At 47.6% G+C, this 22,422-nt stretch carries 24 protein-coding genes; 22 read left to right on the forward strand and 2 right to left on the reverse strand.

Annotated features, from left to right (window positions below; all coding sequences use genetic code 11):
• The 7 genes from yhbY to AC3IRK_RS04190 all read left to right on the forward strand — a co-directional run bounded on the left by yhbY (position 1) and on the right by AC3IRK_RS04190 (position 5,463).
• Positions 1 to 294 carry a ribosome assembly RNA-binding protein YhbY gene (yhbY, locus tag AC3IRK_RS04160; RefSeq protein WP_012369671.1) on the forward strand — a complete coding sequence of 98 codons (294 nt, stop codon included), beginning with the start codon at positions 1 to 3 and terminating at the stop codon, positions 292 to 294.
• Positions 291 to 860, forward strand: a complete 570-nt coding sequence (nadD, locus tag AC3IRK_RS04165) for a nicotinate-nucleotide adenylyltransferase (protein WP_131503918.1) — start codon at positions 291 to 293, stop codon at positions 858 to 860. Before yhbY ends, nadD begins: the two co-directional genes overlap by 4 nt.
• Complete coding sequence (gene yqeK, locus AC3IRK_RS04170) at positions 850 to 1,425, forward strand: bis(5'-nucleosyl)-tetraphosphatase (symmetrical) YqeK (RefSeq protein WP_131503919.1); 576 nt, start codon at positions 850 to 852, stop codon at positions 1,423 to 1,425. The genes nadD and yqeK overlap by 11 nt, the downstream gene beginning before the upstream one ends.
• On the forward strand, positions 1,422 to 1,769 hold the full coding sequence (gene rsfS, locus AC3IRK_RS04175) for a ribosome silencing factor (RefSeq protein ID WP_131503920.1): 348 nt from the start codon (positions 1,422 to 1,424) through the stop codon (positions 1,767 to 1,769). Before yqeK ends, rsfS begins: the two co-directional genes overlap by 4 nt.
• A complete protein-coding gene (locus AC3IRK_RS04180) occupies positions 1,769 to 2,497 on the forward strand; it encodes a class I SAM-dependent DNA methyltransferase (RefSeq protein WP_131503921.1) in 729 nt (242 codons plus the stop codon). The genes rsfS and AC3IRK_RS04180 overlap by 1 nt, the downstream gene beginning before the upstream one ends.
• Positions 2,498 to 2,686: 189 nt before the next feature.
• The gene (locus tag AC3IRK_RS04185) at positions 2,687 to 3,304 is read left to right on the forward strand and encodes a helix-hairpin-helix domain-containing protein (RefSeq protein ID WP_489170435.1); all 618 of its coding nucleotides are present in this window, start codon (positions 2,687 to 2,689) and stop codon (positions 3,302 to 3,304) included.
• Positions 3,304 to 5,463, forward strand: coding sequence for a DNA internalization-related competence protein ComEC/Rec2 (locus AC3IRK_RS04190; protein WP_489170436.1), 2,160 nt, complete (start codon positions 3,304 to 3,306; stop codon positions 5,461 to 5,463). Before AC3IRK_RS04185 ends, AC3IRK_RS04190 begins: the two co-directional genes overlap by 1 nt.
• Before the next feature lie 35 nt (positions 5,464 to 5,498).
• Here AC3IRK_RS04190 and AC3IRK_RS04195 read toward each other — a convergent pair whose 3' ends face one another.
• A complete protein-coding gene (locus AC3IRK_RS04195; RefSeq protein WP_012369678.1) occupies positions 5,499 to 5,660 on the reverse strand; it encodes a YqzM family protein in 162 nt (53 codons plus the stop codon).
• A gap of 102 nt (positions 5,661 to 5,762) precedes the next feature.
• Between AC3IRK_RS04195 and holA the strand changes: the two genes are divergently transcribed.
• Positions 5,763 to 6,764: a DNA polymerase III subunit delta gene (gene holA, locus AC3IRK_RS04200; RefSeq protein ID WP_131503924.1), complete on the forward strand. Its 1,002-nt coding sequence runs from the start codon at positions 5,763 to 5,765 to the stop codon at positions 6,762 to 6,764.
• A gap of 12 nt (positions 6,765 to 6,776) precedes the next feature.
• Entirely contained in the window at positions 6,777 to 7,208 is a 432-nt protein-coding gene (locus AC3IRK_RS04205) for a GNAT family N-acetyltransferase (RefSeq protein WP_214854130.1), read from the forward strand.
• A 109-nt stretch (positions 7,209 to 7,317) separates the two neighbouring features.
• Here the strand turns inward: AC3IRK_RS04205 and rpsT are convergent, their stop codons facing one another.
• A complete protein-coding gene (gene rpsT, locus AC3IRK_RS04210; RefSeq protein ID WP_012369681.1) occupies positions 7,318 to 7,578 on the reverse strand; it encodes a 30S ribosomal protein S20 in 261 nt (86 codons plus the stop codon).
• A gap of 233 nt (positions 7,579 to 7,811) precedes the next feature.
• On the opposite strand from rpsT, the gene lepA reads away from it, so the two are divergent.
• The 13 genes from lepA to deoC all read left to right on the forward strand — a co-directional run bounded on the left by lepA (position 7,812) and on the right by deoC (position 22,385).
• On the forward strand, positions 7,812 to 9,635 hold the full coding sequence (gene lepA, locus AC3IRK_RS04215) for a translation elongation factor 4 (protein ID WP_114596442.1): 1,824 nt from the start codon (positions 7,812 to 7,814) through the stop codon (positions 9,633 to 9,635).
• 67 nt (positions 9,636 to 9,702) lie between these two features.
• Positions 9,703 to 10,851, forward strand: a complete 1,149-nt coding sequence (gene hemW, locus AC3IRK_RS04220; protein ID WP_489170437.1) for a radical SAM family heme chaperone HemW — start codon at positions 9,703 to 9,705, stop codon at positions 10,849 to 10,851.
• Positions 10,852 to 11,168: 317 nt separating this feature from the next.
• Positions 11,169 to 12,206, forward strand: coding sequence for a heat-inducible transcriptional repressor HrcA (hrcA, locus tag AC3IRK_RS04225; RefSeq protein ID WP_489170438.1), 1,038 nt, complete (start codon positions 11,169 to 11,171; stop codon positions 12,204 to 12,206).
• Positions 12,207 to 12,230: 24 nt separating this feature from the next.
• The gene (gene grpE / locus AC3IRK_RS04230) at positions 12,231 to 12,797 is read left to right on the forward strand and encodes a nucleotide exchange factor GrpE (protein WP_489170439.1); all 567 of its coding nucleotides are present in this window, start codon (positions 12,231 to 12,233) and stop codon (positions 12,795 to 12,797) included.
• 55 nt (positions 12,798 to 12,852) lie between these two features.
• A complete protein-coding gene (dnaK, locus tag AC3IRK_RS04235) occupies positions 12,853 to 14,679 on the forward strand; it encodes a molecular chaperone DnaK (RefSeq protein ID WP_131503928.1) in 1,827 nt (608 codons plus the stop codon).
• A 133-nt stretch (positions 14,680 to 14,812) separates the two neighbouring features.
• Entirely contained in the window at positions 14,813 to 15,919 is a 1,107-nt protein-coding gene (gene dnaJ / locus AC3IRK_RS04240; protein WP_012369687.1) for a molecular chaperone DnaJ, read from the forward strand.
• Positions 15,920 to 15,942: 23 nt separating this feature from the next.
• Complete coding sequence (gene prmA / locus AC3IRK_RS04245) at positions 15,943 to 16,890, forward strand: 50S ribosomal protein L11 methyltransferase (protein WP_489170440.1); 948 nt, start codon at positions 15,943 to 15,945, stop codon at positions 16,888 to 16,890.
• A gap of 4 nt (positions 16,891 to 16,894) precedes the next feature.
• A complete protein-coding gene (locus AC3IRK_RS04250) occupies positions 16,895 to 17,641 on the forward strand; it encodes a 16S rRNA (uracil(1498)-N(3))-methyltransferase (RefSeq protein WP_131973225.1) in 747 nt (248 codons plus the stop codon).
• Between the two features lie 5 nt (positions 17,642 to 17,646).
• Positions 17,647 to 18,981: a tRNA (N(6)-L-threonylcarbamoyladenosine(37)-C(2))-methylthiotransferase MtaB gene (gene mtaB / locus AC3IRK_RS04255; protein WP_131973224.1), complete on the forward strand. Its 1,335-nt coding sequence runs from the start codon at positions 17,647 to 17,649 to the stop codon at positions 18,979 to 18,981.
• A gap of 125 nt (positions 18,982 to 19,106) precedes the next feature.
• Positions 19,107 to 19,802, forward strand: a complete 696-nt coding sequence (gene rluF / locus AC3IRK_RS04260; RefSeq protein ID WP_131503932.1) for a 23S rRNA pseudouridine(2604) synthase RluF — start codon at positions 19,107 to 19,109, stop codon at positions 19,800 to 19,802.
• 58 nt (positions 19,803 to 19,860) lie between these two features.
• Positions 19,861 to 20,736, forward strand: a complete 876-nt coding sequence (gene rarD / locus AC3IRK_RS04265; protein WP_131503933.1) for an EamA family transporter RarD — start codon at positions 19,861 to 19,863, stop codon at positions 20,734 to 20,736.
• A gap of 22 nt (positions 20,737 to 20,758) precedes the next feature.
• Positions 20,759 to 21,643, forward strand: coding sequence for an EamA family transporter RarD (rarD, locus tag AC3IRK_RS04270; protein ID WP_131503934.1), 885 nt, complete (start codon positions 20,759 to 20,761; stop codon positions 21,641 to 21,643).
• A 76-nt stretch (positions 21,644 to 21,719) separates the two neighbouring features.
• Positions 21,720 to 22,385, forward strand: coding sequence for a deoxyribose-phosphate aldolase (deoC, locus tag AC3IRK_RS04275; RefSeq protein WP_026829012.1), 666 nt, complete (start codon positions 21,720 to 21,722; stop codon positions 22,383 to 22,385).
• Positions 22,386 to 22,422: the final 37 nt, after the last annotated feature.

Below are 22,422 nucleotides of genomic sequence, written 5' to 3' on the forward strand. Positions count from 1 at the left end.
ATGTTAACAGGTAAACAAAAACGGTATTTACGCGCGACGGCTCACGACTTAAGCCCGATTTTCCAAGTCGGAAAAAACGGTGTTGGTGAAGCGATGTGTGCAGATTTGATGGATGCACTTGAAAAACGTGAACTCTTGAAAGTTCAAGTTCTTCAAAACTGTGCTGACGCTCCGAAAGATGTCGCGGCTGAGCTCGTTGACGGAACAAATGCCGAACTCGTTCAAGTCATCGGAAAAGTCATCGTTCTCTACAAGGAATCGAAAGAGAATAAGACGCTTCAATTACCACGATGAAGATCGGTTTGATGGGCGGAACATTTGATCCACCCCATATCGGTCATCTGCTGATTGCCGAACAAGCGAAAGAGCAACTTCAACTGGATGCGGTCTGGTTTTTGCCGGCAAAACTGCCGCCGCACAAACAATCGACCGTGACGAGTGCGGCGAAACGGCTGCAACTTGTCCGAGAAGCCGTCCGGGACAATCAGGATTTTTCAGTCTCCGAGATTGAGTTCGAACGGGAAACGAAATCGTACACGTTTGATACAATCCGGGAACTGAAGAGACGTTATCCCGAGCATGCATTCTTTTTCCTGATCGGCGCGGATTCATTAGTCAGTTTAGGGACATGGCACCGGTCGGAAGAATTGTATAAGGAAATCGAATTCGGGGCAGTTGCACGTCCGGGAAGTCGTTATTTGATTCCGGAAGGCGCGCGTGTCACGGCAGTCGACATGCCGTTGCTTGAAGTCTCTTCGACTGACATCCGTCAACGGATGGCGAGAGGACGCAGCATCCGTTATCTTGTTCCGGAACCGGTCCGACAATTAATCGAGGAGTGGAACCTCTATGCGACTTGAAGAAGCGAAACGAATCATTAAGGAAACGTTGCCCGAAAAACGCTACATCCATACACTCGGCGTAGTCGAGACCGCCATTCAAATGGCACGACAATACGGGGTTCAGGAAGATAAAGCTGCTTTGGCAGCCATGTTGCACGATTATGCGAAATATCGGAATGTGTCCGAGATGCAGCGTGTAGCAGTGGAACTTGGACTGGATGAATTACTCAATTATGATGAAGAATTGTTGCATGCACCGGTCGGGGCAGAACTCGTCAAGCGAGAACTCGGCATCGAGGACATGGAGATTTATCAAGCAATTGCTCATCATACGACGGGCGCTCCGGATATGCCGTTGCTCGATCAAATCATTTTTGTCGCAGATGCGATTGAGCCGAATCGTCAGTATCCGGGTGTCGAACAGCTTCGGCAGATTGCGCAGGAAGATTTGACGCAAGCTGTCATTGCGACACTTGTCCAGACGATTTCATTTTTATGCAAAAAACAAACAGTGATTTTTCCGTTGACGATTGAGACGTATAATGCGTTCGTTCCGGAAAAACGAAAGGGGACCGTCCTATGACAGTCGAACAAGAATTAAAATTAATCGTAAATGCAATTGATGATAAACGTGCCGAGGACATCGTCGTACTCGACATGTCGAGTATTTCGCCGATCGCGGATTACTTCGTGATTTGTGAAGGGAACTCGGAAAAACAAGTTCAAGCCATCGCGCGTGAAGTGAAAGAAGTCGCCCACAAAAACGAATTACCAATCAAACGACTAGAAGGAATGGATGCAGCGCGCTGGGTCCTCGCGGATCTTGAGAGCGTCGTCGTACATGTCTTCCACCGTGATGACCGTGATTATTACAACCTTGAGAAACTATGGGCAGATGCTCCTAAAGTCGAAGTCGAGATCGACTAATGGCGTACGAACAGTTTGCGTATGTCTATGACGAACTAATGCAAGATGTCCCGTATCCTGAATGGGTCGCGTGGGTACTTGAACAGGTCGAGCCCGGCAAAAGAATCGCAGATATCGGTTGCGGGACCGGAACGGCAACCTTGTTACTGGCTGACCATTATGAAGTCACCGGCGTCGATTTATCGGAAGAGATGCTTGAAATTGCTCAAGAAAAAGCAATGGAGACCAATCGGCACATTGATTTTTGGGTACAGGACATGCGGGAACTGGAATTGCCGGAACCGGTGGATGCGATAACGATTTTATGTGATTCCTTGAATTACTTGCAGACGGAAGCAGATGTCAAACAGACATTCGACAGTGCAGTACGTTTGTTGACGAACGGTGGAAAGTTGTTGTTTGATGTTCATTCCCCTTATAAAATGGAGACATTATTTAACGGGAAAACGTACGCGACCCATGCTGAGCAAAGTTCGTATATCTGGTTCGCGGATCCCGGTGAAGAACCGTTATCGGTTGTCCATGAACTGACCTTCTTTATTGAAGGCGAGGACGGCCGGTACGATCGTGTCGACGAGACACATCATCAACGGACGTATCCGCCTGAACAATACATTACCTGGTTGCGCGAAGCAGGTTTTCGTGTATGTGCCGTAACCGGTGATTTTACATCCGATGCACCGACTGAAACAGCCGAACGTATTTTTTTCGTTGCTGAAAAAATATAAACGTCTCTAACCATCAACGGATCTCATGTTGATGGTTTTTTTATGTTGTTTTAGGTTAGCAAGGCAATTGGTTGAAGCAAGGAAAACTAAATGAAACGAAAAGAGGGGCATGTCACCGGATAATAAAGAATAGTCCTGTTCAGAAGCGACGGAAAGATTGATACAGTCGATGAGACAGGAGGGATATGGATGACGATTCCACGTTTACAGCAAGTAGCAACGATTGCGGTTGTTCTCTTACTGCTCGTTGTCTTATTTGTTCCGCTGCCTTCATGTTCGAACGAGGCATTGGTTGAAAAACCGGCAGTCGTTGAACGAGAACAGGAAGCACAGGCAGAAGACCGTTCGGCGGATCAGACGCTCGTCCAGAAAAAAATCATGGTTGATATCAAAGGGGCGGTCAAACGGCCCGGTCCATACAGTTTTCGACTCGGTGATCGCGTTCAAGATGCCATTAAACGTGCAGAAGTGACGGCAGAAGCGGATATCAAACAACTTAATCTCGCAGCACGTTTAATTGATGGTCAGGAAGTGATTGTTCCGACTAAGAAACAGGTTAAGACATCCAAGAAGGTAGTACCCGAAACGTCTGAACAAGCGGAAGTGCCAAAAGGATTAGTTGATTTAAATGCAGCGACGGAAGAACAACTGTTGGAAGTACCGGGAATCGGTCCTGCGAAGGCCAGTGCGATTTTACAATACCGGGAAGAAAAAGGCGGCTTTGCAACATATGAGAATCTGGGCGATGTGAAAGGATTTGGACCGAAGACGTTGGAAAATCTGAAAGCTTATCTCATCGTCTACTGATGCCGCTGTTGCCTTTATTTTTTATGATCGGACTCATCGCCTTAAAAGAATCCCTGTGGCTGGTTGCGGTCTGTTCGATGATTCTTGTACTGAAATCCTGGTCGATGTCGAAGTACTCTGTTTTGTCGCTCGTTGGACTGACGATTGTATTTTTAATGAGTATGACGATAGAACAGCTGGCTGCGCCGATTCAGGTCATCGATATTCTGGACGCGAAGCAGAATGGCGACAGAATCCGTTATCTCGCCGAATCCGAAAATCAGCAAATCGTTGTCGCAGCCACGTTGGATGAAAAAACAGACCGTGACTATGAGCGAATCGGGCAACGGTGTGAAGTCGAGTTGGAGGAACGGCCGGTATTGCCTCGAGTGAATCTGGGCGGATTTGATGAAGCCCGTTGGATGCGAATCGAACAGTTACGAGGGAAGTATGAGGTAGTAACGTGGGGGAAATGTACTGAGACACCGGGACTTGGGGCGAATGGACGCCGTATTCGTCAGCAGTGGATGACGCGGATTGAGCAACTTCCGATCAAACAAGCCTTGTACGTGGAAGCCTTAGTATTAGGGGAAGATCGTTTGATGGATCAGACGACGATGGAACGTTTCAAAAAGTTCGGTTTGCTCCATGCGATTGTTATTTCCGGTTCACATATCGCCTTTTTGATTGTGACGATGTTATGGCTTTTAAAAAAACTGCGGTTGACGCGGGAGCGGAGATTTGAATTTCTATTAATGACCCTGCCGTTGTACGGATGGTTGACGGAGTGGAGTGCTCCAGTCACACGTGCAGTGTGTGTCGCCATGGTACTGCTGTTCTGTCACCGGATCAATCGGCGACCGGATCCCTTGGTGGTCATCGGTACAATCGGGGCATTTCAATTGGCAGTCTCGTATACGTATCTGTACGATGTCGGATTTCAACTGACCGTCGGATTGACGATCTTTTTATTACTGTCCCGCAAGATGTGGGAAACGATCAAACGTCCCTGGAACTGGTTGCTGATTAGCTTTTGGGCGCAAATCATGACAAGTCTAGTCCTGCAATTGGCGCAACAGACAGAAGTTTCCTTTTGGTCCCCGCTGTTGAATTTGATTATCGGGGGATGGATTGAATGGGTGATTCTACCGCTGTCTTTCCTTGTCAGTGCAACTGTGCTGATTCCGTCGTCTGATAATCTGATTGGTCTGCATGGTAAGGCTACTTCTTTTTTGGATCAAGCATTGACTTGGGCGGAGAAACTCCCCGTTCCAACCGTTGCGGTTCATCTGTTTTCGCTTCCTGTGTTTCTGATTATGGCAGGAGTGGTCCTCACAGGCTGGTGGTTGGCTGAGCGCAAATGGTTCGGTCATCTTGTCCCGCTGGTCGGGCTGCTCGCAGCGAGCCTTTATATGGATCAGCAAACGCCGGAACGAATCACCTTTCTTGACGTCGGACAGGGAGACAGCACCATCATCGAAAAAGCAGGAGAAACGTTTGTCATTGATACAGGGGGAACGTTTTCCTTATCACTTCGTCCCCCGTTGCGTCCGTTTGATCCGGGAGGGCAAATCGTAGCCCCGTTTTTACATACGCGGGGAGAAACGCGGATTGAAGGGCTGGTCATCACGCATGCAGACCATGATCATATCGGCGGATTGCTAGGGGTTTTGCGAAAAATTCAAGTCGATACGATTTATATGGGTCAGTTCGACAATCAAGATGCGAAACGCCACGCGTTGATCGAACAGATTGAAGCGACAGGAACACGCATTGAATACATTCGTTCAGGACAACGGATTCGTCCCTGGCTCAAGGTATTGGCTCCTGCAACGAGCGAGGAAGAAGAAAATGACCGGTCGGTCGTGTTACTTGCTGACGTTGCCGGGAAACGTGTCTTATTGACGGGAGATGCGAGTATCAATCAAGAGGAAACATGGTCCGTCCCCAAAGTCGACATTTTAAAAGCGGGGCATCACGGTTCAAAAACGTCAACTGGAGAACAGCTTTTGCAGAAAACGGATCCGGAACTGATCATCATTTCGGCAGGACGAAATAACCGGTATGGTCACCCTCATGCAGAAGTATTGGAGCGGACAAGGAATCGGAATGTCATGCGGACCGATCAATCGGGAATGATAACTTGTTCTGCAACAGGCTGTGAACCTATGCTAAAATAAAAAACAGCAACCCCCCAAGGTTGCTGTTTTACTGATTATAGGCTTAAGAATTTAATGACGACGCCAATGATGAACAAGACTGCGAAAAAGCCGAACGATGCGCCAAAACCGACCGCTGAGTCAAGCGCGTCATTACGTTTTGACTGAATATCGTTTTCAAACGCATTCTCACTTGGTGGACGTACTGAATGTGCCATGCTGCATTCCCCCTAAAAATAGATTCCGCTTCTAGTATAGCGGAATAAAAGAGGATTATCTATGATGAAGTTAAGAACAAACTGTGAAATGTGGTGGGGAAGATGAAAACACCTTGGCTTGTCAACGGAAAACTGGCGAACCTTTATTTATTATATGGAACGGAACGACATCTTTTGGAAGAATGGGAACGTGAAATCGTCAAAGCCGCATTGCCGGACGGCGAACGCTTTGATTACATGAAGATTGATTTAAACGATCAACCGCTCGATGCGGTACTCGATGAAGCGGAAACGGTCCCTTTTTTAAGTGATTACCGTGTCGTCATCGCTAAACCGGCTACTTTTTTGACAGGTGCAAAAGACAAGAAAACACATAACGTGGAGCGGTTGACTGAATACATCGTCCAACCTGCGGATTATGCAGTTGTCGTTTTGATTGTTGAGGCGGAAAAACTGGATGAGCGAAAAACGATTGTCAAACGGTTAAAAGACCGGGCTGTCGTACTCGAAGCAAAAAAACCGACGACGGAAGAACTGTTTCGTTTCGTGATGGATGCGGTCAATGACAAAGGGTACCGGATGGAACGGCCTGCCATCGAACGATTGATTTTCCTGACGGGTGAGATGTGGGCGACACTGACACGTGAACTGGATAAACTCATGCTTTATGCCGGAGATCATCCGACGATTGAACTGGAAGATGTTAATTTACTGGTGCCGCGGACGTTAGAGGATAATGTGTTCCAACTGACGGATTATCTGATGAAACGTCAACTTGAACCGGCGATTCGATTGATTCGCGATCTCGAAAAGCAGGGACAGGAAGTGTTGGCGTTACTTGGACTGATGGCACGACAGTACCGGATGATGTTGTTGTCCAAACGTCTGGCGGAACAAGGGTACGGGGAACGGCAAATCGCGTCCAAAGTCGGGGCGCATCCATATGCGATCAAACTCGCCCTACAGGCTGGTAAACGGTTTACGTTCGCGCAGCTCGAACAGGCATTGGTCGCAATCACGACGACAGACGAGGGTATGAAGACGGGCCGAGGTGACAAACGGATATTGTTTGACGCCCTGATTGTCCGGCTCGCTACATTATAGGAGGCAGAGCAGATGGAGATTCGAATCATTTCAGCAACAGAGGTCATTCCACTTCGAAAAGAAGTATTACGTCCCAACCAGCCGATTGAAATGTGTGTCTATCCGGACGATGATCTCGAATCCACTTTTCATTTAGGAGCCGTCAAAGACGGAAGGATTGTAGCTATCGGTACTTTCTCCAATCGTCCTCATGAGGCGTATCCGGAATTGACCTATCAATTACGCGGAATGGCATCGAGTCCTGCTGTCCGTGGAGAAGGATATGGAAAAGCATTGTTAGAAGAGGCACGAAATCAACTGAAAGCAAAAGGTGCAGACGGTTGGTGGTGTAACGCCCGACTCAATGCCGTTCCTTTTTACGAACGATTGGGTTTGGCAGTTGCAAGTGAGTCATTCGAAATTGAAGGAATCGGTCCGCATCATGTCATGGTAGATCGTTTCTGAGAAAAAAGAAAAAAGGCTGACTCAAAAGTCAGCCTCTTTTAGATACAAAAAAATCACCACCGGAGCGGGCTCCGAGAGGTGATCGATCACTGTATCCTTCAAAGAAGAATTAAAGTGCGTTTACGAGACGAGCGAGACGTGATTTGTCACGACCAGCTTTGTTGCTGTGGATAAGACCTTTAGCAGCAGCTTTGTCGATTTTCTTAGATGCTGTGTTGAAAGCTACGAGCGCTTGCTCTTTGTTGCCTTCAGTAGCGAAAGTTTCGACTGCTTTGATAGCTGAACGCATAGACGATTTACGTTGTACGTTAGCGACGCGGCGTTTTTCAGCTGTTTTAACACGCTTGATTGCTGATTTAATGTTAGCCATGGATGATTCACCTCCAAGAAAACTCATTCGAGATTTATATTCGCATATCTGCATTTATCGTTCAACAGAACAAACACAATTGTAGCAAACGTTTTTCTTAAAAGCAATAACAGCTCTAGGGTTTCTTTCGATTTTTGTTTTTTTGGAAAACAAAACGAGATGGTGCACCCCGTGTGATTTTTGGTATAATGAAGCGTATGTACGTTTGACTATAAGGTAAGGTGACTATAAACATGAATAATGCAGATCGTTTAAAGCGGCAAAAAAGTATTCGTAATTTCTCTATCATCGCTCATATCGACCACGGGAAATCGACACTTGCTGACCGTATTTTAGAAAAAACAGGTGCTTTGACATCACGTGAGATGAAAGATCAGACACTGGATGCGATGGATTTGGAACGTGAACGTGGGATTACCATTAAGTTGAATGCTGTTCAATTGAAGTATACGGCAAAAGATGGTGAGGAATATATCCTCCATCTGATTGATACACCGGGACACGTCGACTTCACATACGAAGTTTCCCGTTCCCTCGCAGCTTGTGAAGGAGCTGTCCTCGTCGTTGATGCGGCGCAAGGCATCGAAGCACAAACACTGGCTAACGTGTATTTGGCACTGGATAACGACTTGGAAATCTTGCCGATCATCAATAAGATTGATTTGCCTTCAGCAGACGTCGAACGTGTTCGTCAAGAGATTGAAGACGTAATTGGACTGGATGCTTCTGAAGCGGTTCCGACATCCGCGAAAGCCGGTATCGGGATTGAAGAGATCCTCGAACAAATCGTTGCGAAAGTTCCGGCACCGACGGGTGACCCGGAAGCACCGCTCGAAGCGTTGATTTTCGATTCGTATTACGATGCCTACCGTGGTGTCGTCGCGTCGATTCGTGTCGTCAACGGGACGGTGAAAGTCGGTGACAAGATTCGGATGATGTCGACCGGAAAAGACTTTGAGGTCTTGGAACTCGCGGTCTCGACACCGAAACCGCTCCGTCAAAAAGAATTGACGGTAGGAGATGTCGGTACGTTATCGGCTTCGATTAAAACAGTTGGTGATGTTCGCGTCGGGGATACGATTACCTTGGCGAAACAACCGGCGACAGAAGCTTTACCGGGATACCGGAAGATGAACCCGATGGTATACTGTGGTCTGTATCCGATTGACGCGGCACGCTATAATGATTTGCGTGAAGCGCTCGAACGTCTTCAATTGAGTGACGCAGCACTTGAATTCGAGCCGGAAACATCACAGGCGCTCGGATTCGGTTTCCGTTGCGGATTCCTTGGTATGCTTCACATGGAAATCATTCAGGAACGGATCGAACGCGAATTCAACATCGATATGATCACGACGGCTCCATCGGTTATCTATCATGTGACGACGACGGCCGGAGAAGTACTCCATGTCGATAACCCGTCGAAGATGCCGGAACAACAAAAAGTCGAGTTCATTGAAGAGCCATACGTTAAAGCAGCCGTTATGACACCAAACGACTATGTCGGTGCTATCATGGAGCTCTGTCAAAAGAAACGCGGAACGTTTATTGATATGGAATACATCGATACGGCACGTGTTAAAATCACGTATGAACTCCCGTTATCGGAAATCGTCTATGATTTCTTTGATCAGTTGAAATCAAGCACAAAAGGATATGCGTCGCTGGATTATGAATTGATCGGCTATCAGCAATCGCGTCTTGTTAAGATGGATATCTTACTCAACAATGAAAACGTCGATGCCTTGAGTTTCATCGTTCACCGTGATTTTGCGTACGAACGTGGGAAAGTCATCGTTGATAAATTAAAAGCACTCATTCCGCGGATGCAGTTCGAAGTACCAATTCAAGCGGCCGTCGGAACGAAGATTGTCGCCCGTTCGACAATCAAAGCGTTACGGAAAAACGTTCTCGCCAAGTGTTACGGCGGAGACATCTCGCGTAAACGTAAATTGCTCGAGAAGCAAAAAGAAGGTAAGAAACGCATGAAGATGGTAGGCTCGGTAGAGGTACCGCAAGAAGCCTTCATGTCGGTTCTGTCGATGGATGAAGATTAAGGAAGACACAAAGGGGGCGTTTCTGGCGCACCCTTTTTCTGTTTAAGTGAAGAAAGGATGAGGCGAAATGACTCCACGCGCCGCATATGTCCACATTCCGTTTTGTGAGCATATTTGTTATTACTGTGACTTTAATAAAGTCTTTTTAAAAAATCAGCCGGTCGACGAGTATCTCGATGCGTTGGAACGGGAAATCGAGCTGACGTTACAACAGTACCCGACTGATCGGCTCGAAACGATCTTTATCGGCGGAGGAACACCGACCGCCTTAAACGAAGATCAGATGCAACGTCTGATGGATATCATCGCGAAGCATCTCCTGCCGCTGGCGGATGACGCTCTTGAATATACGGTCGAATCGAATCCGGACGGTGTCTCACCGGAAAAACTCGACATCATGAAAGCGGGCGGCGTCAACCGGGTCAGCTTTGGGGTCCAGTCGTTTGATGACGGATTACTCGAGCGCATCGGCCGGACGCACCGGGAAGCCAAAGTTGCCGAGACGCTCGAACATGCCGCAAAACGGTTTGACAACATTTCGGTTGACTTGATGTTTGGTCTGCCGAATCAAACGCTCGACCAAGTCAAATACGATGTCGAACGGGCGTTACGTTTACCGATTACCCATATCTCGTCGTATTCGTTGATTCTTGAGCCGCATACGGTTTTTGCGATTCAGGAACGAAAAGGGAAGTTGCCGTTACCGACACAGGATTTAGAAGCGGATATGTACCGCTTAATGATTGAAACGATTGAAGCCGGTGGATTGCATCAATATGAGATTTCAAACTTTTCCTTACCGGGTCGGGAAAGCCGGCATAACCGGGTCTACTGGGAAAACGACGAATATTACGGATTTGGTGCCGGGTCACACAGTTACATCAACAAGACACGGCGTGCGAACATTGCACCGATTCCGCACTATATCAAAGCAGAGGGTTTACCGGTCCGAAATGAGACGCCGTTGACGGAAGTCGAACGGATGGAAGAAGAGATGTTCCTCGGATTACGGATGAAAGAAGGGGTGTCGGAACGACACTTCGAAGAAAAATACGGGCATTCGCTTGATCAAGTGTTTGGACAGACGATCGCGAGACTGTTACCACGCGGACTCGTCGAGCGGACAACGACCCATCTTCGTTTAACGGACACGGGTGTACCGCTCGCTAACGAAGTGTTTGCCGAGTTCATCGGGGAAGCGGAAGTCGAAGGGTAAGAGAATAGTAAGACCGTACGAATGAAAACGGCGTCCATACGAAAGTATGTCGACGCCGTTTTATTTTTTCGGTTTTCGTAAAAAATAGGCGGTCGTTCCGATGATCGCGATGAACACCCAAACGAATACACCGGCCATGGCAAACAGTTCGAGCATAGACCTCATCCTTTGCGTCGTTTGTTTCACTGTATCGCAGAATGGGAAAGTCTTCAAAGGGTTCAGCAAATTGGTTGACATCATTTCCAGGATTCCTTATAGTAAAGATGTAATTAGCACTCGTTAAAAGTGAGTGCTAACAAAATAAGGTGGTGAAGAAGGTGCTGACGGATCGCCAATTGTTGATTTTACGTACAATCGTCGATGATTATATCAAAACCGCTCAACCCGTCGGCTCACGGACGCTCTCAAAACGGAGTGACGTGACGTTCAGTTCCGCGACCATTCGAAATGAGATGGCGGACCTCGAAGAAATGGGATTGATTGAAAAGCCGCATACTTCTGCCGGCCGAATTCCATCTGAGCTCGGATATCGATTTTACGTCGATCATCTGATTCGTCCGGAAAGCATCTCACCGCAAGAGGCAAAAGCGTTAAAATCGTTATTTGCCCATTCCGTGAATGAAAATGATCGGTTAATCCGTCATACAGCGGACTTGTTGAGCGAATTGACACATTATACGACGCTTGTATTAGGTCCAAAAGAAGAAGGACAACGTCTCCATCATTTAGAGCTGATTCCCTTGGCGGAAGGACGTGTCGTCATCGTTCTTGTGACAGAAACCGGTCACGTCGAACATAAGACACTTCAGCTCGCGGAAGCTCTCTCACGTGAGGCGGCCGGTCGCTTGATGGAACGGTTGAACCAGACGTTACGCGGAACGCCGCTCAGTCAGTTGCGTCTCCGTCTGCTTGAAGAAATCAGGCGGTTCCGTTCCGAACATTCGGAGCAGACGACGCTGCTGTCAAAAGCACTCGATATCGTCTTGACGGATCAGCATGAGGAACGCCCTTTGATTTATCTCGGGGGGAAAGCGAACATGTTTGATCAACCTGAGTTTCAGGATGTCGCGAAACTGCGTCCGGTCCTCGAATTGATTGAACAACAGGAAGCTTTGTTCGATTTCTTGAGTCCGAGTCTCGATAATCAGATTTTGATTACGATCGGCAGCGAAAATAACGTCGATGCCTTAAAAGACTGCAGTGTGATTCGTGCCCATTATTCCGTTGACGGCGTTTCGCTCGGAACATTGGCTCTGATTGGTCCAAAACGGATGGATTATAATCGAGGCATCAATTCGATCATTCATCTTTTACAAGCATTCCAAACCGAGTTGCGTAAAAACAACTTGGATTGAATATAGAAAGGGGCTCGATTCAGAGTGGAAGAAAATAAACAGAATCAAAACCTCAATACTGAAGAAACAAACGAGCAACAAACAGAAGCAGACACAGTTGAAGTAACAGAAGAAGAAGTCGTCCAGGCGGATCTCGTCGAAGAGCCGGCGGCACCTGACTTTGAGGCACAACTCGCAGAAGCGAAAGCATCAGAATTACGCCTCCGTGCGGATTTTGACAACTTCAAACGCCGGAACCGGATTGAAGCCGAAAACCGTGCGAAATATTCTTCGCAGACAATCGTCGAGAAGTTGCTCCCATTAGTCGATAATCTTGACCGTGCGCTTCAAATCGAATCGGACAACGAAGAGACAAAATCTGTCCTTGCCGGTGTCGAGATGGTCAAACGCCAATTGGTGGAAACACTTCAAAATGAAGGTGTCATCGAGATTCCAGCAGTCGGGGAAGCCTTTGATCCGAACCTGCATCAGGCAGTCGTTCAGGAGCCGAGTGAAGAACACGAATCAGGTGTCGTCACAGCGGAATTCCAAAAAGGATACAAATTACACGATCGTGTCATTCGTCCAAGTATGGTCAAAGTCGCAGAATAATCTACGTTTCGATCTGATTTAACACTACTAACTATTTGAAGGTGAGGAATTTATCATGGCAAAAATCATTGGTATTGACTTAGGAACAACAAACTCATGTGTCGCAGTAATGGAAGGCGGAGAGCCTGTCGTTATCGCAAACGCTGAAGGAAACCGTACGACGCCATCTGTCGTTGCTTTCAAAAACGGTGAGCGTCAAGTCGGGGAAGTCGCAAAACGTCAAGCCATCACAAACCCGAACACAATCATGTCGATCAAACGTCATATGGGTACAGACTATAAAGTTGAAGTAGAAGGCAAAGACTACACACCACAAGAAGTATCTGCCATCATTCTTCAAAAACTCAAAGCACAAGCGGAAGACTACCTCGGTGAAAAAGTAACGGAAGCGGTCATCACGGTTCCGGCTTACTTCAACGATGCAGAACGCCAAGCAACAAAAGATGCAGGAACAATCGCTGGTCTTGACGTCAAACGGATCATCAACGAGCCGACGGCAGCAGCACTTGCTTACGGTCTTGAAAAAGGCGAAGACCACACAATCCTTATCTATGACTTAGGTGGCGGTACATTCGACGTTTCGATCCTTGAACTTGGAGACGGTGTCTTCGAAGTTGTTTCAACTGCCGGTGACAGCCGTCTTGGTGGCGATGACTTTGACCAAAAAATCATCGATCATCTAGTCGCAGAATTCAAAAAAGACAACGGCATTGATCTTGCACAAGATAAAATGGCGCTTCAACGTTTGAAAGACGCTGCTGAAAAAGCGAAGAAAGACCTCTCAGGCGTCTCTTCCACACAAATCAGTCTTCCGTTCATCACGGCCGGCGCAGCAGGTCCGCTTCACCTTGAAATGACATTGTCACGTGCGAAGTTCGACGATTTGACAGCTGATCTCGTAGAACGGACGATGGCACCAACTCGTCGTGCTCTCAGCGATGCTGGCATGACACCGGACAAAATCGATAAAATCATCCTCGTTGGTGGATCGACTCGTATTCCTGCAGTTCAAAAAGCAGTTCAAGATTTCACAGGCAAAGAATCGTTCAAAGGGGTTAACCCGGATGAAGTCGTTGCCCTCGGAGCAGCAGTCCAAGGTGGCGTATTAACAGGGGATGTCAAAGACGTTGTCCTTCTCGACGTTACACCACTCTCGCTCGGGATCGAAACAATGGGTAGCGTGATGACGAAGCTGATCGACCGTAACACGACGATCCCGACTTCAAAATCACAAGTCTTCTCAACAGCTGCTGATAACCAGCCAGCCGTTGACATCCATGTTCTTCAAGGGGAACGTCCGATGGCGTCAGATAACAAAACGCTTGGTCGTTTCCAATTGACAGACATTCCGCCAGCACAACGCGGTGTGCCGCAAATCGAAGTTAAATTCGATATCGATGCAAACGGAATCGTCAACGTATCAGCGAAAGATCTTGGTACGAACAAAGAACAGTCAATCACAATCCAATCATCAAGCGGCTTGACTGAAGCGGACATCGACCAAATGGTCAAAGATGCGGAAGCGAACGCAGATGCGGATAACAAACGTAAAGAAGAAGTGGAACTTCGCAACGAAGCGGATCAACTCGTCTTCGCAACAGATAAAGCAGTCAAAGATCTCGGTGAGCAAATTGACGCAGCAGATAAAGAAAAAGCGGAAGCAGCAAAAGAAAAAGTTACAGCTGCCCTCGCAGGAACAGACATCGAAGCAATTCGTGCTGCGAAAGACGAATTATCAACAGTCGTTCAAGAATTGACGCAAAAAGTTTACGAAAACATGGCTCAACAACAAGCGGGCGCTGAAGGTGCGCAAGCAGGCGGACAAGACGACAATGTCATGGACGCTGAATTTGAAGAAGTCGACGACAAAGACAACAAATAAGTAACCGACCGATTTTTCGGGCGCTAGAGAGAGCCAAAGCGTAATCCGCGCTTTGGCTCTTTCCATGTCGCCTGAAGTTCGGTAAAATCAAACAGTATGAAATGAATCGGACCTAAAGAGAGGAAGAATGCACGTGGAAAAACGCGATTATTATGAAGTGTTGGGCGTCGCGCGCGATGCCTCAGCAGCAGAAATCAAACGAGCTTACCGGAAACTTGCCCGGACCTACCATCCGGATGTCAATAAAGAGGCAGATGCCGATCAAAAGTTCAAAGAATTATCGGAAGCCTATGAAGTCTTGTCAGACGACAATCAACGTGCCCGTTACGACCAGTTTGGTCACCAGGATCCATCGCAAGGCGGCGGTGGCTTCGGCGGAGCGGAAGGTTTCGGCGACATCTTTGATATGTTCTTCGGCGGCGGACGTCGTCAGGATCCGAATGCCCCACGTAAAGGACAGGATTTACAGTATGTCGAAGAAATCGACTTCATGGAAGCTTTTTCCGGAGTCGAGAAAGTCATTACGATTCCAGTTGAAGAAGACTGCGGAACGTGTCACGGTTCGGGTGCTAAGCCGGGAACGCATCCGGAAACGTGTAAACGTTGTGGTGGATCGGGACACATCAACGTCGAGCAAAATACGATGTTCGGACGTGTCGTCAATCAAACGACGTGTTCGACATGCCACGGTCGTGGACAAATCGTCAAAGAACCGTGTGAAACATGCCGCGGAGCCGGTCGTGTCCGTAAAAATAAAGATGTCCGCGTCAAGATTCCAGCCGGGATCGACAACGGTCAACAGATTCGTCTGGCAGGTAAAGGGGAAGCCGGTGTGAACGGCGGACCATTCGGTGATTTGTATGTCGTCGTCCGTGTCCGGGAACATGAATTATTTGAGCGTGTGGATGATCATATCGTCATGGATATGCCGCTCACGTTCGCCCAAGCGACGCTAGGAGATGAAATCGAAGTACCGACTGTTCACGGAAAAGTCAGCTTGAAAATTCCAGCCGGCACACAAACCGGGTCACGGTTCCGTCTGCGCGGCAAAGGGATGCCAAACGTCCGCTCAGGCCATCACGGGGATCAGTATGTCAATGTCGTCATCATTACACCAAAAAACCTGACAGACCGTCAAAAAGAACTGCTTCGTGAGTTCAACGAAATCAGTGATGAAAAAGGTGTCGAAGAACAACACGAAGGCGTATTCAGCCGCATCAAAACATTCTTTACAGGGTGATCACTAAAGGAGCGTGACAGGAAATGAAATGGTCGGAAGTCTGTGTCCATACGACACAAGAAGCAATCGAAGCAGTCTCGAACATCTTACATGAAGCAGGAGCAAGCGGTGTCGTCATCGAGGACGTCGAAGATTTCGAGATGATGTCACACCGTGAAGATAACTTCGGTGAGATTTGGGATGAGAAGAAGCGCGATGAATATCCGGACAGCGGTGTACTCGTCAAAGCGTATCTTGCGGAAAGCAGTGATTTGACGGATACGATCAAAGGAATCGAACGCGACATTCAGATGCTGACGAAATTCGGTCTGACGATTGGTGCAGGAACTGTCACGCTGACACAAGTCGATGAGGAAGACTGGGCCCATTCGTGGAAGCAGTTTTATAAACCGGTTAAAATCAGCCGTCATTTAACGGTTGTACCGATGTGGGAAGACTACACACCGCAACCCGATGAAAAAATCATCGAACTCGATCCCGGAATGGCATTCGGAACCGGAACACATCCGACGACAGTTCTCTGTATCCAGGCAATCGAAAACTATCTTCAAGAAAATGATCGTGTCGTCGATGTCGGAACCGGTTCCGGTGTGCTTGCGATTGCAGCAGCTAAACTCGGAGCAAAAGACGTCTTTGCCCTTGATTTGGATGAAGTCGCTGTTCGTTCCGCGACGGACAATGTGGCATTGAACCAGGTCAGTCAGCAAGTGACGGTCCGCCAAGGCGATTTAATGAAAGAACTTAAAGAACCGGTTGAGTTGATCGTCGCGAACATCTTAGCCGAAGTCATCTTGCTGTTCGTCAACGATGCTTATGAACTGACTTTGCCGGGCGGTCACTTCATCGCTTCCGGAATCATCGGTCAGAAAAAAGACATGGTACGTGACGCGATGGTAGCCGCCGGATTTACCATCGTCGAGACGACGAAGCTTGAGGACTGGGTCGTCATTATCGCGAAACGTGAGGCTTAAGCCGATGCAACGATATTTCGTCGAACAGACCGCACGTGCGGGAAATACCTTTACACTGCCCAAAGACGACGCGCATCATATGAAAAATGTCATGCGGATGGATGTCGGGGATGAGATTTTAGTGTTAGACGGCACAGGACTGTTCCGTTGCCGACTCGAGCAACTTGATAAGCAAACTGCCGTCGCAGAAATGCTTGAAGAATTGCCGATTGAGACGGAACTTCCAATTCACGTGACGATTGCTTATGCCTTACCAAAAGGGGATAAAGTCGAACTCGTTGCCCAAAAAGCGACGGAGCTTGGGATCAGCCGTCTGCTTGTGTTCGAATCGGCCCGTTCGGTCTCGAAATGGGATGCGAAAAAAATCCCGAAAAAGCTGGAACGCCTACAAAAAATCAGTAAAGAAGCAGCGGAACAATCCTACCGGGCACACTTGCCGACGATTGAGTATGTGACGTATGATGAAGTCCTACAACGTGCTGCTGATTATACGGCGTGTTTGATCGCTTATGAAGAATCGGCGAAAGAAGGGGAGACGGCAGCTTTCGCTTCTACGCTGTCCCGGCTTCAGTCCGGGGACTCCTTATTGGTTGTGATTGGTCCGGAAGGTGGACTGACGGAAACAGAAGTATCGCGTTTAACCGCTGGCGGTTTCGTGCCGGCATCCCTCGGACGACGGATTTTACGGACGGAAACTGCACCACTCTATGTCCTGTCCGCCGTATCGTATCATTTTGAATTGAAAGGGTGAGTGAAATGGCAACGGTAGCCTTTCAAACGCTTGGTTGTAAAGTCAATCATTACGAGACAGAAGCCGTCTGGCAACTGTTCAAGGATGCGGGATATGGACGTGTCGACTTTGCAGATCATGCCGACGTCTACGTCGTCAATACATGTACAGTAACGAATACGGGTGATAAAAAGAGCCGGCAAGTCATTCGACGGGCCATCCGTCAAAATCCGGACAGCGTCATCTGTGTCACCGGGTGTTATGCGCAGACGTCACCGGCTGAAATCATGGCGATTCCAGGAGTCGATGTCGTCGTCGGAACACAGGACCGTCATAAGATGATTGGTTATATCGAACAGTTCCGGGAAGAACGGATGCCGATCAATGCCGTCGGTAACATCATGAAAGCGAAAATCTACGAAGAACTCGACGTGCCGGCTTTTACCGACCGGACACGGGCTTCCTTGAAGATTCAAGAAGGATGCAACAACTTCTGCACGTTCTGTATCATTCCCTGGGCACGCGGTCTGATGCGTTCGCGTCAACCGGAAGATGTCCTGAAGCAGGCGCAACAGCTTGTCGACGCAGGATACAAAGAAATTGTCCTGACCGGCATTCATACAGGCGGTTACGGGGAAGATCTCAAAGACTACAACTTGGCGAAATTGTTAAAAGCTTTGGAATCCGTGACAGGTCTCGAACGGCTTCGGATTTCGTCGATTGAAGCGAGCCAAATCACGGATGAAGTATTAGACGTCCTCAAAGAGTCACCGATCGTCGTCCGCCATCTCCATGTTCCGATTCAATCGGCATCGGATACCGTGTTACGCCGGATGCGCCGGAAATACACGATGTCGGAGTTCGGTGAACGGATTACCCGCTTAAAAGAAGTCTTGCCGGATTGTGCAATTACATCAGATGTTATCGTCGGTTTCCCGGGAGAGACGGAAGATGAGTTCATGGAGACGTTTAACTTCATCAACGACCATAAGTTCAGTGAATTGCATGTTTTCCCGTATTCAAAACGTACGGGGACACCGGCTGCGATGATGGATGATCAGGTCGAGGAGCACATCAAAGAACAACGTGTCGCCCGCTTGATTGCCTTGTCGGATCAGCTGGCAAAAGAATATGCATCGAAGTATGAAGGAGAACTGCTTGAAATCATTCCGGAAGAATTTTCGGAAGAAGCAGGTGGCCGTCTCGTCGGTTATACGGATAATTACTTACGTGTCGCCATCGAAGGAGACGAATCATTGATTGGTCAACTCGTTCGCGTCAAAATCATAAAAGCAGGTTACCCGATGAACGATGGGCAATTCGTTCGCGTCATGGAGACGTTAAAAGAGCAAGCCATCTAAAAGGAATTCGCCTTCTGATTACAGGAAGGCGAATTTTGTTTTCCTGCCAATAAATTATTTTGTTTTCAGGTAACGGATACGCTACACTGAGTAAAGATTACAAAAGAGAAAGAGGACATCCACTTATGCGAATCAATAAATTTATTAGTGAAACAGGATTTTGTTCCCGCCGGGCAGCAGATAAGCTCATCGATGCCGGACGTGTGACAATTAACGGAAATGTAGCTGAGCTCGGCTCGCAGGTCGAAAAAACGGACGCCGTCGAAATTGACGGACATCCGCTTCAAGCAAAGCCGGAACTCGAGTATTTGATTTTAAACAAACCGGTCGGCATCACATGTACGACGGAACGTGACATTGAAGGTAATATCATTGATTTCGTCAATCATCCGAAACGGATTTTCCCGATCGGACGACTCGATAAAGACTCGGACGGATTGATTATCCTGACGAATGACGGAGATATCGTCAACCGGATTTTACGGGCAGAAAACAATCACGATAAAGAGTATATCGTGACGGTCGATGCACCGATTACGGAAACATTTATCGAAGGAATGGCAAGCGGCGTCGAGATTCTGGGAACGACGACGAAGGAATGTGTCGTCGAACAGCTCGAGTCGCGGACGTTCCGAATCGTTTTGACACAAGGATTGAACCGACAAATTCGCCGTATGTGTAAAGAGTTCGGTTATCGTGTCAAACGCCTGCAGCGCGTCCGAATCATGAACATCGAACTCGGTGATTTACCAATCGGGGAATGGCGTGATTTGACGGAGTCGGAAATGAAGACATTGTTCCAGATTCTCGATCAACAATAAGCTGAAAAGTCGCCATGATGATGGCGGCTTTACTTGTATACATTGAAGGGGGTTCATCGTGGATAAACGGGGAATGAGTGCGACGTTCGTCGCCTATGTGATTGGAGGATTGTTACCGATCTACAAACTGTTTGCGGATCAAATACCGGCCTGGACGGTCGTCTCGATTCGCATCATCAGTGCTTTTATCTTTGTCACGTTGTTACTGCGACTGACAGGGAAGTTTAAGCACGTCAAGCAACTTTGGCGAAGCAAACGTCAACGGAATACCGTTTTAGCGGCAGGACTCGTCCTTGGGGGAAACTGGACCTTGTATTTATACGCAATCGGCGAAGGGTATCTCGTCGAGTCGTCACTCGGCTATTATATTAATCCACTGGTCAGTGTCTTGTTCGGCTTATTATTTTTCGGTGAACGTCTGAACCGGGCCCAGTTGCTCGCAATCGTGAGTGCCGTCACGGGTGTCCTGATTTTAACGTTCGGGTACGGAAAGTTTCCGATCATCGCGTTTTCGCTCGCCATCTCATTTGCTTTTTACGGCGTTCTTAAAAAGAAGGCGGCGGCAGAACCGTTATCCGGTCTGTTTCTTGAAACACTGGTCACGCTGCCTTTTGCTTTGTTGACGCTTGGTCTGACCGGAGCGAATCCGCTCGCCTTGCCGACGGAAGCTTTGTTCGCGATCGTCATGTTAGGAGTGGCAACGGCGATTCAATTGATGTTGTTTGGATACGGAATGCCGAAAATCCCGTTCGTCTATGTCGGGATTTTACAATATATCGCTCCGACCTTGACCTTGATTCTCGGAGTCTTTTTATTCAATGACGTCTTTACACCGATTCACTTCATCGCGTTCCTGTTCATTTGGCTGGCCGTCGCTGTCTTTACAATCAGTGGGATATCAAGCGGACGAATGAAAATGAAAAAAGTATCGTGATTGAGAAAAGAGGAAATTATTCATGAATAAATCAGGTTTTATCGCAACATTATCCGCCTATATCATTTGGGGTTTGTTGCCGATCTACTGGAAATTACTTGCGACCGTCTCGAGTGAAGAGATATTAGCCCACCGAATCGTCTGGTCGTTTATTTTCTTACTGTTATTATTATCCCTTCAAAAAGCATTGCCGAAGTTTACAGGGGCATTGAAAAACCCGTTCACCCGTCGTCTTTTTTTCCTGAACGGACTGATCATCAGCATGAACTGGTTCATCTACATCTGGGCGGTCAATCATAATTTTATTGTCGAAGCATCGCTTGGGTATTACATCAATCCGATCGTCAGCATCGTTTTCGGGGTGTTCTTTTTCCGGGAGAAACTGTCACGGATTGAATGGCTCGCGATTCTCCTTGCGACGATCGGCGTCTTGATTCTGACGATCGGTTATGGGAAGTTTCCTTGGATTTCGCTGGCGCTGGCCTTCAGCTTTGGTTTTTACGGTGTCGTCAAAAAACAACGGCCGCTTGAGTCAACGGTCAGTTTGACGATTGAAACACTGGCTCCGTTACCGATTGCCATCCTGTTCTTAGGATACATGGGTATCAGTGGACAAGAGACATTTACGTCGTCTCCCTTTGTGATGATCGGACTCTTTTTGACAGGTATCATTACCGCTGTTCCGTTATTATTGTTCGGATTTGGAGCGCAGCGGATTCCGTTTACGGTCGTCGGTTTTCTGCAATTTGTTGCTCCGACATTGTCGCTTGCCATCGGTGTTCTCCTGTACGATGAACCCTTTACGAGAACGCACTTGATTGCGTTTACATTCATTTGGTCGGCTGCCCTGGTCTTTACCTTGAATGGTTTATTGATTCGGAAAAAACAGTTACGAAAAGTCGCGTAAAAAGATAGAAGTCTGACCTCTTGCGTGATAGAATGAAAACAGAGTCTAAGGGATATCCTTAAGGAGGAAATGAATCATGAATTTAGCAGGAATGATAGACCATACCGCTTTAAAAGCAGAAACGTCACGTGCTCAAATCGAAACACTTTGTAAGGAAGCACTCGAATACAAATTTGCAAGTGTCTGTGTCAATCCGACAAACGTAGCACTCGCGGCAGAACTTTTGAAATCAGATGACGCAGTTAAAGTCTGTACAGTCATCGGCTTCCCACTTGGTGCAAACACACCAGAAGTAAAAGCATTCGAAACGCAAGATGCTATCAAAAACGGTGCAACAGAAATCGATATGGTCTTAAATATCGGCGCATTGAAAGACGGCGATCTTTCACTTGTTGAACGCGACATCCGTGCGGTTGTTGAAGCAGCGAACGGTACACTCGTCAAAGTCATCTTCGAAAACTGTCTTTTAACAAAAGAAGAAATTAAAACAGCTGCTGAGTTATCCGTTAAAGCAGGTGCAGATTTCGTCAAGACATCAACTGGCTTCTCGACAGGCGGCGCAACGGTGGAAGATATCCGTCTTATGCGCGAAACGGTTGGACCTGACATTGGTGTCAAAGCTTCAGGCGGCGTTCGTGATTTCGAAGGAGCAAAAGCAATGATCGATGCTGGCGCCACACGCATCGGTGCTTCTGCCGGAATCGCCATCGTCACAGGCGGTTCTTCAGACAGTGATTATTAATTTAAAGTGATTATCGAGCATGTCCTGTTCTACAACT

This window comes from Exiguobacterium sp. GL_137 (assembly GCF_057834585.1).

Bases quoted from the DNA above. Each gene is read 5' to 3' on its own strand.
- yqeK (WP_131503919.1), top strand. From the start codon at position 850: ATGCGACTTGAAGAAGCGAAACGAATCATTAAGGAAACGTTGCCCGAA.
- prmA (WP_489170440.1), top strand. From the start codon at position 15,943: ATGAAATGGTCGGAAGTCTGTGTCCATACGACACAAGAAGCAATCGAA.
- lepA (WP_114596442.1), top strand. From the start codon at position 7,812: ATGAATAATGCAGATCGTTTAAAGCGGCAAAAAAGTATTCGTAATTTC.
- AC3IRK_RS04195 (WP_012369678.1), bottom strand. From the start codon at position 5,660: ATGGCACATTCAGTACGTCCACCAAGTGAGAATGCGTTTGAAAACGAT.
- hemW (WP_489170437.1), top strand. From the start codon at position 9,703: ATGACTCCACGCGCCGCATATGTCCACATTCCGTTTTGTGAGCATATT.
- mtaB (WP_131973224.1), top strand. From the start codon at position 17,647: ATGGCAACGGTAGCCTTTCAAACGCTTGGTTGTAAAGTCAATCATTAC.
- AC3IRK_RS04185 (WP_489170435.1), top strand. From the start codon at position 2,687: ATGACGATTCCACGTTTACAGCAAGTAGCAACGATTGCGGTTGTTCTC.
- rarD (WP_131503934.1), top strand. From the start codon at position 20,759: ATGAATAAATCAGGTTTTATCGCAACATTATCCGCCTATATCATTTGG.
- rpsT (WP_012369681.1), bottom strand. From the start codon at position 7,578: ATGGCTAACATTAAATCAGCAATCAAGCGTGTTAAAACAGCTGAAAAA.
- rluF (WP_131503932.1), top strand. From the start codon at position 19,107: ATGCGAATCAATAAATTTATTAGTGAAACAGGATTTTGTTCCCGCCGG.
- nadD (WP_131503918.1), top strand. From the start codon at position 291: ATGAAGATCGGTTTGATGGGCGGAACATTTGATCCACCCCATATCGGT.
- AC3IRK_RS04190 (WP_489170436.1), top strand. From the start codon at position 3,304: ATGCCGCTGTTGCCTTTATTTTTTATGATCGGACTCATCGCCTTAAAA.
- AC3IRK_RS04250 (WP_131973225.1), top strand. From the start codon at position 16,895: ATGCAACGATATTTCGTCGAACAGACCGCACGTGCGGGAAATACCTTT.
- yhbY (WP_012369671.1), top strand. From the start codon at position 1: ATGTTAACAGGTAAACAAAAACGGTATTTACGCGCGACGGCTCACGAC.
- deoC (WP_026829012.1), top strand. From the start codon at position 21,720: ATGAATTTAGCAGGAATGATAGACCATACCGCTTTAAAAGCAGAAACG.
- dnaK (WP_131503928.1), top strand. From the start codon at position 12,853: ATGGCAAAAATCATTGGTATTGACTTAGGAACAACAAACTCATGTGTC.
- AC3IRK_RS04205 (WP_214854130.1), top strand. From the start codon at position 6,777: ATGGAGATTCGAATCATTTCAGCAACAGAGGTCATTCCACTTCGAAAA.
- rsfS (WP_131503920.1), top strand. From the start codon at position 1,422: ATGACAGTCGAACAAGAATTAAAATTAATCGTAAATGCAATTGATGAT.
- AC3IRK_RS04180 (WP_131503921.1), top strand. From the start codon at position 1,769: ATGGCGTACGAACAGTTTGCGTATGTCTATGACGAACTAATGCAAGAT.
- holA (WP_131503924.1), top strand. From the start codon at position 5,763: ATGAAAACACCTTGGCTTGTCAACGGAAAACTGGCGAACCTTTATTTA.